Annotated in this window: 9 protein-coding genes; 3 read left to right on the top strand and 6 right to left on the bottom strand. The window is 70.9% G+C overall.

The window, feature by feature from the left end; translation table 11 throughout:
• A partial coding sequence (gene sucB / locus QK440_RS39935; protein ID WP_282798174.1) for a 2-oxoglutarate dehydrogenase, E2 component, dihydrolipoamide succinyltransferase occupies positions 1 to 1,066 on the top strand: 1,066 nt, incomplete at its 5' end.
• A gap of 143 nt (positions 1,067 to 1,209) precedes the next feature.
• On the opposite strand, the gene QK440_RS39930 is transcribed toward sucB, so the two are convergent.
• The 6 genes from QK440_RS39930 to QK440_RS39905 are packed head-to-tail and all read right to left on the bottom strand — an operon-like array spanning position 1,210 to position 5,314.
• Positions 1,210 to 1,869 (bottom strand): contact-dependent growth inhibition system immunity protein, encoded by a 660-nt coding sequence (locus QK440_RS39930; RefSeq protein WP_282798173.1) that lies wholly within the window; start codon positions 1,867 to 1,869, stop codon positions 1,210 to 1,212.
• A 16-nt stretch (positions 1,870 to 1,885) separates the two neighbouring features.
• Complete coding sequence (locus QK440_RS39925) at positions 1,886 to 2,185, bottom strand: RNase A-like domain-containing protein (RefSeq protein WP_282798172.1); 300 nt, start codon at positions 2,183 to 2,185, stop codon at positions 1,886 to 1,888.
• A 23-nt stretch (positions 2,186 to 2,208) separates the two neighbouring features.
• On the bottom strand, positions 2,209 to 2,784 hold the full coding sequence (locus QK440_RS39920; RefSeq protein ID WP_282798171.1) for a hypothetical protein: 576 nt from the start codon (positions 2,782 to 2,784) through the stop codon (positions 2,209 to 2,211).
• 17 nt (positions 2,785 to 2,801) lie between these two features.
• A complete protein-coding gene (locus QK440_RS39915) occupies positions 2,802 to 4,547 on the bottom strand; it encodes an RNase A-like domain-containing protein (RefSeq protein WP_282798170.1) in 1,746 nt (581 codons plus the stop codon).
• Complete coding sequence (locus QK440_RS39910; RefSeq protein WP_282798169.1) at positions 4,547 to 4,861, bottom strand: WXG100 family type VII secretion target; 315 nt, start codon at positions 4,859 to 4,861, stop codon at positions 4,547 to 4,549. The genes QK440_RS39915 and QK440_RS39910 overlap by 1 nt, the downstream gene beginning before the upstream one ends.
• A 57-nt stretch (positions 4,862 to 4,918) precedes the next feature.
• On the bottom strand, positions 4,919 to 5,314 hold the full coding sequence (locus QK440_RS39905) for a WXG100 family type VII secretion target (protein ID WP_282798168.1): 396 nt from the start codon (positions 5,312 to 5,314) through the stop codon (positions 4,919 to 4,921).
• Positions 5,315 to 5,655: 341 nt separating this feature from the next.
• On the opposite strand from QK440_RS39905, the gene QK440_RS39900 reads away from it, so the two are divergent.
• A complete protein-coding gene (locus QK440_RS39900) occupies positions 5,656 to 6,291 on the top strand; it encodes a GntR family transcriptional regulator (protein WP_282798167.1) in 636 nt (211 codons plus the stop codon).
• A 425-nt stretch (positions 6,292 to 6,716) separates the two neighbouring features.
• Positions 6,717 to 9,422 carry a pyruvate dehydrogenase (acetyl-transferring), homodimeric type gene (gene aceE / locus QK440_RS39895; RefSeq protein WP_282798166.1) on the top strand — a complete coding sequence of 902 codons (2,706 nt, stop codon included), beginning with the start codon at positions 6,717 to 6,719 and terminating at the stop codon, positions 9,420 to 9,422.
• Positions 9,423 to 10,141: the final 719 nt, after the last annotated feature.

Here is a 10,141-nt window from a genome sequence, read left to right as displayed (position 1 = left end):
ACGCGCCCCCGCCGCCCAGGCCCCGGCTCCGGCGCAGCCCGCCCCGGCCCAGGCCGCTCCGGCGCAGCCCGCCGCTCCCGCCGCTCCCGCCGCTCCCGCTTCCCCGGCCACCCCGGCCGACGAGGGCGCGTACGTCACCCCGCTGGTGCGCAAGCTCGCCGCCGAGAACGGTGTGAGCCTGGGCTCGGTCAAGGGCACCGGCGTCGGCGGCCGCATCCGCAAGCAGGACGTGCTCGCCGCCGCCGAGGCCGCGAAGGCCGCCCCGGCCCCGGCCGCCGCCGCTCCCGCGGCCGCGTCGGCGCCCGCGGCAGCCTCCAAGGCCCCGGCCATCGAGGCGTCCCCGCTGCGCGGCCAGACGGTCAAGATGACCCGCATGCGCAAGGTCATCGGCGACAACATGATGAAGGCGCTGCACGGCCAGGCCCAGCTCTCCAGCGTGGTCGAGGTCGACATCACGAAGCTGATGAAGCTGCGTGCCCGCGCCAAGGACGCGTTCGCCGCCCGCGAGGGCGTCAAGCTGTCCCCGATGCCGTTCTTCGTCAAGGCGGCGGCGCAGGCGCTGAAGGCCCACCCGGTCGTCAACGCCCGCATCAACGAGGACGAGGGCACCATCACGTACTTCGACTCGGAGAACATCGGCATCGCCGTGGACTCCGAGAAGGGTCTGATGACGCCGGTCATCAAGGGCGCCGGTGACCTGAACCTGGCCGGCATCGCCAAGGCGACCGCCGACCTGGCCACCAAGGTCCGCACCAGCAAGATCAGCCCGGACGAGATGTCGGGCGCGACCTTCACCATCTCCAACACCGGCTCGCGCGGCGCGCTGTTCGACACGATCATCGTGCCGCCGAACCAGGTCGCCATCCTGGGCATCGGTGCCACGGTCAAGCGCCCGGTGGTCGTCAACCACCCGGACCTCGGCGAGACCATCGCCGTGCGCGACATGACCTACGTGACGCTGTCCTACGACCACCGCCTGGTGGACGGCGCCGACGCCGCCCGCTACCTGACGACGGTCAAGGCCATCCTGGAGGCCGGCGAGTTCGAGGTCGAGCTCGGCCTGTAAGGCCCCTGCGCGGTACGCGTACGGCCCCCGCCCGGAGTGTCCCGGGCGGGGGCCGTACGCGTTGCCCGGGCTCCGCAGATCACCTCAGCCGGGCGCCCCAGTCGGGCGGTGCCGGTCACCTCAGTCGAGCGGTCTCGGTCACCTCAGTCGGGCGCCGTCAGCCGGGCGGCGACGAGCGCCAGCCAGCCGCTCGGGCCGTACGGGGCCGGAACCTCGACCTCCATGCCCAGCTCGGCGACGCCGACGGCGTACTCCGCCTCGTCGAGCCCCAGGGCCAGCAGTTCCCCGATCTCCCCGACGAGCCGGGCGACGAGCCGGCGGTCGGTCGTCGCGGCGTAGTCGTCCACCGCCGCCTCGTGCCCGTCGAACTCGTCCGGCATGTCCTGCGAGAACCAGCCGCCGAGGAACTGCCCCAGCTCCGGGAAGCGGGCGCCCCACTCCCAGTGCGTGGCGGGGCTCCCCGGAGCCGGCACCAGGCCCTCTTCCACGCTGCGCCGGATGTGGTCGGCGAGCAGCGCCAGCCAGTCCAGGACGTCCGCGTCGGCCGGGCCGACGTCCGGCAGGGCGTAGAACTCCCCGAGCCGCACCCGCAGCCGTCCCGGCGGGGTACGGGCGTACTCCCGCAGCTGGCTCTCGGCGACGGCGAGCGCCCAGGGGCGGGTGTGCCAGGTGTGCCGCAGATAGGCGGTGAGGGCCGCGCTCGGCTCCTCCCGCGTGTCGTCGGCCGCCTGGCCGACGTAGGCGCGCAGGACCTCGTCCAGCTCGCCGTAGCTGCGGTCGTGTGCGAGGGGTGTCAGCGCCACGGTCGGTCCACCGCCTTCATACGTAGAGGGGGAAACTGGCGTGCACGGCGAACCCGTGCGCCGCCGCCGGCTCCCGGCGCAGCACCACGCGGGCGGCCCGCACGTCGACGGCCCCGCGCCCCGCCAGCATCATCCCTTGCGTCAGCACCCGCCCCACGGCCTCCTCCCGGGACGGCCACGCGGCCTCGATCACCAGCCGCCGCCGCGTGGACTGCGCAAGCCAGCGGTGGATCACCTGCTCGTTCCGGTTGACCACGTGCTGGGTGGCCCACTGGGCGGTTTCGCGGTCGGGGTAGGTGGCGGTACGGGTGCGCACGGGGCTCCTTTTTTCGGAGTGGGTCACAGCGGGAGGAAGGCCCAGACCATCCCGACCTCTGTCTCGGAGACGAGGATCATGCCCAGCTCCCAGTCGTAATCGGTGAGGGGACAGCAGCCGGGTACTTGCTGGTAGTAATCCATGGCAGCGTCTTCAGGTCCCGTGTTGACATAGAAGCGGGAACCTTCCGGAAAGCGCGACAGTATGACATCCACCTGCTCTTCGAGTCCGGGCCTGCGTTCCTCGAAGTCTGGATCTCTCGCGAAATTGAGCCCAAGCGTCGTCAGCACCACCAGGAACCGCTTGGCGGAGGAACGTGGAATCTCCCGCAGCCGGAGCCTGAGTTCCGCTGCCTTCTCGGTGTCGTCCGGCAGCAGAGTGAAGGGGTAGAACGGGTCATCGAGCCGGTCGAACTCGTCCTCGGCGTCATAGGAGTCCAGCACGGCCCAGCCACGAGCGTCCGGCGTGTCTCCCCTCATCAGAGTATGTACATCCAGGGCCCAGTCCTCGTGCTCCCTGCGAGTCACCTTGATGATGCGGCGTCCGGACTCGTACGCCCCGATCGCCTCGGCCCACGAACGCTCGTCCGGTTCGACCATCGCTGTCTCCTCGCACATCATTTGGGCATGGACGTCAGGACGACGAAGGGCGGGTCCAGCCTCGGCTCGTATTTGAGCACCGTCTCCACTCCGTTGGCGTCCCTCGGTGGCGTCGGGTGGTTGTTCACCACTTTCGCGATACGCCCGGTGACAGGCGGAACCGCGAGACTCCCGTCATTGACCGATGCCACCGAGAAACCCTTCTTGGAGGGATGCGGTGGATTACCCTGAAGCCACTTGTCGATTTCTGCGGAGTTCGCCCGGATATTGTACTGCGTATATTTCTGTGCCGATTCCAGGTTGGTGAAGGTAGAGGCACCGGGGATATCCGGCTTGCCCGATCCATCCGCCTGGTCCCGCAACCGCTGCGTCAACTGCATATCCGTCTTGCCGACATGCTTGTCCACGCTGTGACCACCGTACAATTCCTCCTCGGTCGCCAGATCGAGGCTGTACTTGTACGGCACCGGGCTCTCCGGGCGCTGCCAACTGTGCTCCTTCTTGAACTCGTTCAGGGAACGCGCGCCGTACGCCTCCGCGCGGGCCTCCTCCGCGCGGAACGTGGGGACGCTGAGCAGCGCCTCGTCCAGTTCGGTCTCCCGGGCCTTGAGCTTGGCCGCGGCCTCGTCGAAGGCCTGGTGGTAGGAGTCCACCACCGCGTCGGCGGCGGCCCTGTCCATGTGGGAGCGGAACGTCATGACGATCTCGCCGAACGCGGCGGTCGCCGCGAGCCGGGCCAGCTCCAGCGGGTCGAGGCCCGTCGTCAGGTCCTTCACCGTCGCCTGCGCGGCCTCCTTGGCGAGCCGGGTCTTGGTCTCCCGGCTGGTGACGGCCACCTGGGCCAGGTGGTCGAGGGCCTCCTGCACGGTGTCGGCGGTCTGGCGGAGGACCTCGATGACGGGCCGCTGCTTCGCGGGCGCCACCTGGCGGTTCGTCTTCCAGCTACGGCCCATGGAGGCCCGGTTGCCCTGGGCGTCGTAGGTCCTGCCCCACTCGGTGGTGCCCCAGATGGTCTGGCAGAACGCCTTCATCGCGCCCTGCCACTCGTCGTTGCCCTGGCTGTTGGTGATGAACTTGATGGCCTTGTTGAAGTCGTCCGACGCCGCCTTCGCGTCCTTCGCGACCGCCCGCCAGGCCACGGCCATGCCCCTGAACTCGTCCTCCCGGGCGCCGGGCGTGATCTCGTGCATCTTGCCGAGCCTGAGCCCGTGCTCGATCGCGGGCCTGATCACGTCGGCGAGGAAGTCCGGCACCTCGCCGAGCACCCCGGAGATCTCCCAGGAGTCCGCGTCCTCGCCCGTGCCGGACCACTTGATGTCGTTGACCGGGCCGTAGCGGGGCGGCTTGTCGATGACGGCGGGAGGCTGCCTCTGGACCGGCGGCAGGCCCTGCATCCGGCGCGCCTGCCAGTCGGCCTGGGCGTACTTGTTGGCGGTGTCCGTCAGGCCGACGCTGACGCCTCCCACGCTCACCACGCTCTTCGCCCACAGCTCCAGGAACTTCTCGGTCACCGTCTTGTACGCCGCCGAGAAGGCGTCCGCGCCCCGGCCCGTGCCCGCCGACTGGCTGTACGTGTTCAGGGTGGTGACGAGCGCCGTCGCCCCCTTGTCGTAGGCGAACTGGCCGTCGCGCACCACCAGCGAGGTGTAGTAGAGGTGCTGCGGCTGTACGTCGAAGCCGCCGGGGGCGGTCTTGGGCGAGGGCGTGCGCGCGGCCGCCTGCTCCTGTCTGCGCTGTTCGTCCGTGGGCCGCCGGTCCCCCATCAGGCGCCGCCCCAGCCGCGCAGCACCGCCTGGTGCGCGGAGGCATAGCTCCGGTGGCCGCCGGTGACGACCTCGTGCAGCCATTTCTGCGCGGCTTCCAGGTCCCGCGCCGAGTGGTCCCAGGTGTCGAGTTCGCGCAGGAACGCCTCGCGGGCCTCCCCCTGCCAGGAGGCGACCACGGGCACGAGTCGCGTATAGAGGTTTTCCAGCCTTCCGTTGAGCAACCGGAGGATGTCCTCCAGCTCACCGGCCAACTGCTCCAGCGTCGCGAACGTGACCGCTATGTGCTCTTCGTCGGCGTTGCCGCCCGGCATAGGTGCCCCCTGGTCCGGCTGATGTCGTCGGGATGGCCGCGGGCCCCGCGGCCGCGGTCACAGGCTGTCGAGACCGCTCGGCGGCCGCGGCGGCGCCGAGGCGTCCGTCCCGACCGGCGTGGACAGCTGGTCCGCCTCGGCCGCGACATCGACCCGGACCTCCCTGAACCGGGACATCAGCTCCAGCTCGAGGTCCGTGAAGCCGTCCCGGCTCAGCCGTACCGCCTGTTCGAGCCGTCGCATGACCTCCCGGATGCGGACCGCGTCCTCGGCGGCCGACCGGTGGAGCTTCCGGTACTCGCGGGCCGCGGGGCCCCGCCAACCCGCCTCGATCGCGTCGACGACGCCGTCCATGCGCCTGACCTGCCGGTTCAGGTACTCCTGCATGTCGTCGAGTTCGTCGGCCAGCTTGGTCAGGTCGACGTGGTCGGCCGCGAGATCCTTGTGCGTCACTATCCGCTCCCCCGTGTCACCACAGGCCGTGTCACCACAGCCCGTGCCGCGACGGCTGGCTTGCAAGGTGCCGGCGCCGTACGCATCCCGTCGGCCGTGCCGTCCCGCGCGGCACGTCAGTGACTCTAGTTGCGGGTGCGAAGCGCCCCAAGGGGTACCGGGGCCGGGAGCGTCGAACGGCTGGATCTGGCCCCTGTCCCGCGCACGGGCGGGAGCCGCGGCCCGCTGTTACGAGCTTCACCTGCCGCCGCAACGCTCCGGCCGCTTCCCGGGTGCCGTGCGGCCGTATTGTCTAAGGGCCTGCCGACACCCACGGGCCACGTCCTGCCTGAGGAGCCTCCATGACCGCCCCCGTCATTCACTCGCTGCGCGAACAGATTCGCGAGCACATCGTGGAAGGCATCGTCAGCGGTCGCTGGAAACCGGGTGAGCGGATCGTGGAGCGGCGCATCGCCGTCGAGCTGGAGGTCAGCCAGACCCCGGTGCGCGAGGCGCTGCGGGAGCTGGAGTCCCTGCGCCTGATCGAGTCCGCCCCCAACAAGGGCGTACGGGTACGCAACCTCACCGCGGCCGACCTGGAGGAGAGCTACCCCGTCCGCGCGGGCCTGGAGGCCATCGCGGCGGAGCTCGCCGCCGACCGCCTGGGCGAGGACTGCTCGGCCCTCCAGCCGCACGTCGCCGCCCTGTACGAGGCGGACCGGGCCAAGGACGGCACCGGGCAGGTCAGGCACACGGTCGCCTTCCACCGCGAGCTGGTGCGGGCCGCCGGCAACTCGGTGCTGCTGCACACCTGGGAGGGCCTCGGCATCGAGGTCTTCACGGCCCTGTCCATCCGCTGGCTGGGCACCGTGCAGCAGTCGTACGCGGAGGAGCACGAGGCCCTCGTCCAGGCGTTCCAGGCGCGGGACCCGCGGATCGCGGAGCTGGTGAAGGCGCACGTCCTGGGGTGCGCGCCGCGGCCGGACAGCGGCGCGTAGGCCTCCGGGCGGGTCGCGGGGCGTGATGTTTCCCGCCCCCCCCCCGCCGCCGTGCGGAGCCTTCGGCCCGGGCCGCCCCCTGCGGGGCCTCGGCCCAGGCGGCAGCGCGGTGACCCAGCTTCGGCGGAACGGCCGCTCATTCCGTGCGAACCGCGCTCAAAGGTGGTCTCACCTGCGCGTATCCTACGAAATGAAGGCACCGGGTGCCCCGCACTGTGGCACCCTGTGCCTACTTTTGCCTGTACAGCGAAGTTTTCCGCTCAACGCTTTGATCGATCATCGATCGCGGGCTTACAGTCGTCGACGGGCTCCACCGAGCCCCGCGCCCTGTCCTGCCAAAGACCAAGGGCACCCCCGACCCTTTCCGTTAAGGGACCCCGCCCGACTCAGGCACGGGAACCCCTCCGACTCAGGAAGGCGGCGTCATGACCGACCCCTCCCGCATCCAGCCGAGCGAGCTCGACCAGCTCCCGGACCGCGACCCGGAGGAGACCGCCGAATGGCAGGCCTCCCTGGACGCCGTGACCCAGGCGGCCGGGCCGCACCGCGCCGCGTACCTGATGCGCCGCACGCTGGAGCGCGCCGAGGGCGCGGGCCTGGCGCTGCCCAAGCTTCTTGAGACGGACTACGTCAACACCATCCCCACCGCCGCCGAGCCCGTCATCGACGGCGACGAGGAGATGGAGCGGAAGATCACCGCGTGGAACCGCTGGAACGCGGCCGCGATGGTCACCCGCGGCTCCAAGTACGGCGTCGGCGGCCACATCGCCACCTTCGCCTCCGCCGCCTGGCTGTACGAGACCGGCTTCAACCACTTCTTCCACGGCAAGGAGGGCGACGGCTCCGGCGACCAGCTCTACATCCAGGGCCACGCCTCGCCCGGCATCTACGCCCGCGCCTTCCTCGACGGCCGGCTCAACGAGACGCACCTGGACAACTTCCGCCAGGAGGCGGGCGGCAACGGCCTGCCGTCGTACCCGCACCCGCGCCGGCTGCCCTGGCTGTGGGAGTTCCCGACGGTCTCCATGGGTCTCGGCCCGCTGTCGGCCATCTATCAGGCCCGCTTCAACCGCTACCTGACGAACCGCGGCATCAAGGACGTCTCCGCCTCGCACGTGTGGGCGTTCCTCGGCGACGGCGAGATGGACGAGCCGGAGTCGACGGCGGCCCTCGCGCTCGCCGCCCGCGAGGGTCTGGACAACCTGACCTTCGTCATCAACTGCAACCTCCAGCGCCTCGACGGCCCGGTGCGCGCCAACTTCAAGATCGTGCAGGAGCTGGAGGCCCAGTTCCGCGGCGCCGGCTGGAACGTCGTGAAGTCGCTGTGGGGCAACGCCTGGGACGAGCTGTTCGCGCTCGACACCACCGGCGCCCTCGTCCGCCGGCTGCGCGAGGTGCCGGACGCGCAGGTGCAGACGTACCAGACACGTGACGCCGCGTACATCCGCGAGGACTTCTTCGGCAAGGACCCGGCGCTCGTCGAGATGGCGAAGCTGCTGAGCGACGACAAGATCCTCGAGTGCTTCCACCTCTCCCGCGGTGGCCACGAGCCGCGCAAGGTGTACGCCGCGTACAAGGCGGCCCTCGCGCACAAGGGCGCGCCGACCGTCATCCTGGCGCAGACCGTCAAGGGCTTCACCCTCGGTGAGGGCTTCGCGTCCAAGAACGCGAACCACCAGATGAAGAAGCTGACGACGGACGAGTTCAAGAACATGCGCGACCTTCTTGAGCTGCCGATCTCCGACTCCCAGTTCGTCGACGGCGTGGTCCCCTACGGCCACCCCGGCGCCGACTCCCCCGAGGTCCGCTACCTCCAGGAGCGCCGCGCGGCCCTCGGCGGCCCGGCCCCGGCCCGCCGCACGCACGCCGTGGCGCCGCTGCCCGCCCCCGCCGACAAGGCCTTCGCCGCCTTCGACAAGGGCTCCGGCTCGCAGTCGGTCGCCTCGACCATGGCGCTGGTCCGGCTCCTGAAGGACCTGGTCCGCGACAAGGAGTCCGGCAAGCGCTGGGTGCCGATCGTCCCGGACGAGGCGCGCACCTTCGGCATGGAGTCGCTGTTCCCGTCCCTCGGCATCTACTCGCCCAAGGGCCAGACGTACGAGCCGGTCGACCGCGACCAGCTCATGTTCTACAAGGAAGCCACGAACGGCCAGATCCTCAACGAGGGCATCACCGAGGCCGGTTCGATGGCGGACTTCATCGCCGCGTCCACCGCGTACGCCACGCACGGCGAGCCGATGATCCCGCTGTACATCTTCTACTCGATGTTCGGCTGGCAGCGCACCGCCGACCAGATGTGGCAGCTCGGCGACCAGCTCGGCCGCGGCTTCCTGATCGGCGCCACCGCCGGCCGCACCACGCTGACCGGTGAGGGCCTCCAGCACGCGGACGGCCACTCGCCGATGATCGCCGCGACGAACCCGGCCGCCCTGTCGTACGACCCGGCGTTCGCGTACGAGATCGCCGCGATCGTCAAGGAGGGCCTGCGCCGCATGTACGGCGAGGCCAAGCCGGGCGAGACCGCCGAGGACCGGGACGTCTTCTACTACCTGACCGTCTACAACGAGCCGATGCCGCAGCCCGCGAAGCCCGCGGGCGTGGACGAGGGCATCATCAAGGGCCTGTACCGCTTCAACACGGCCGAGTCGGCGGGGCTGTCCCCCGCCGCCGACGCCGCGCGGATCCAGCTCCTCGGCTCCGGTACGGCCATCCACTGGGTCCTCAAGGCGCAGCGGCTGCTCGCCGAGGAGTGGGGCGTGGCCGCCGACGTGTGGTCCGCGACCTCCTGGACGGAGCTGCGCCGCGACGCCCTGGACGCGGACGAGGCGCTGCTGCGGGGCGAGGAGCGCGTGCCGTACGTACGCCAGGCCCTGCAGGGCGCCGAGGGGCCCGTCCTCGCCGTCTCCGACTACATGCGGCAGGTGCCCGACCAGATCGCGCAGTGGGTCGAGCAGGACTACTCGTCGCTGGGCGCGGACGGGTTCGGCCTGTCCGACACGCGGGACGCGGCCCGCCGCCACTTCGGTGTCGACGCCGAGTCCATCGTGGTCGCGGCGCTCGCGCAGCTCGCTCGGCGCGGGGAGGTGCCGGGGGCTGCGGTGAAGGAGGCTCGGGCCAAGTACGGGCTGTAAGCCTTCGGCTCGACGCGGGGAGCCTTCGGCTCGATGCGGCGGGGCGGTGGGTGAGGCTGGGCCTCCCCCACCGCCCCACTTGCTTTCCCGCCGCTACCGCGGCGCCCCTCCCACCCGCCCACCCGTAACACCCAGCTTCGCCAGCCCGGCCCCGACGCAGAGCGCCTCCCCGCCGTCGTCACCAGCGCCCCTCCCACCCACCCACCCGTACCACCCGGCTTCGCCGGCCCGGCCCCGACGCGGAGCGCTCACCCGCCGTACCCATTCCGCCGCTACCGCGGCGGTTCTCCCACCCGCCCACCCGTAACACCCAGCTTCGCCAGCCCGGCCCCGACGCGGAGCGCTTTCTCGCCGTCGTCGCCCGTGCCCTGTCCGCCTGAGCCGACCCGGAGTGCTGCGGCTGGTGCTGTCAGAGCGTGCCTGTGCGGTGAGGTGAGGGCTTGAAGAAGGGGTGGGCACAGCGCACTGTGCTGCTTCACCGGTAAGCCAGACCTGAAGTCCAGCCGTGCGGCTGGCACCGCCTGGGACCACGGCGGGGGCGGGCGGGTGGGACCACGCCGAGCGCAGGGGCGGGGCGCCCTGCACTCCACCTTCCCCGCTGTGGGCAATCGTCCCGCTGGGCGGGACGGGTGGGCACAGCGCCTAGGGCGTTTCCTTCGGATCACCGCGCGGACCAGATGAAGATGGCGGCGAGGTGGAGTCCGGCCAGGTAGATGGTC

The sequence above is a fragment of the Streptomyces sp. CC224B genome, assembly GCF_030010595.1.
Lineage (GTDB): Bacteria > Actinomycetota > Actinomycetes > Streptomycetales > Streptomycetaceae > Streptomyces > Streptomyces longispororuber.
The sequence above is the reverse complement of the archived record's forward strand: the minus strand, read 5'-3'. Positions and strand labels throughout refer to the sequence as shown.

What these genes read in the sequence shown, in the direction of transcription:
- QK440_RS39920 (WP_282798171.1), bottom strand. Translation starts at nt 2,784, where the DNA reads ATGGTCGAACCGGACGAGCGTTCGTGGGCCGAGGCGATCGGGGCGTAC.
- QK440_RS39915 (WP_282798170.1), bottom strand. Translation starts at nt 4,547, where the DNA reads ATGGGGGACCGGCGGCCCACGGACGAACAGCGCAGACAGGAGCAGGCG.
- QK440_RS39910 (WP_282798169.1), bottom strand. Translation starts at nt 4,861, where the DNA reads ATGCCGGGCGGCAACGCCGACGAAGAGCACATAGCGGTCACGTTCGCG.
- aceE (WP_282798166.1), top strand. Translation starts at nt 6,717, where the DNA reads ATGACCGACCCCTCCCGCATCCAGCCGAGCGAGCTCGACCAGCTCCCG.
- QK440_RS39900 (WP_282798167.1), top strand. Translation starts at nt 5,656, where the DNA reads ATGACCGCCCCCGTCATTCACTCGCTGCGCGAACAGATTCGCGAGCAC.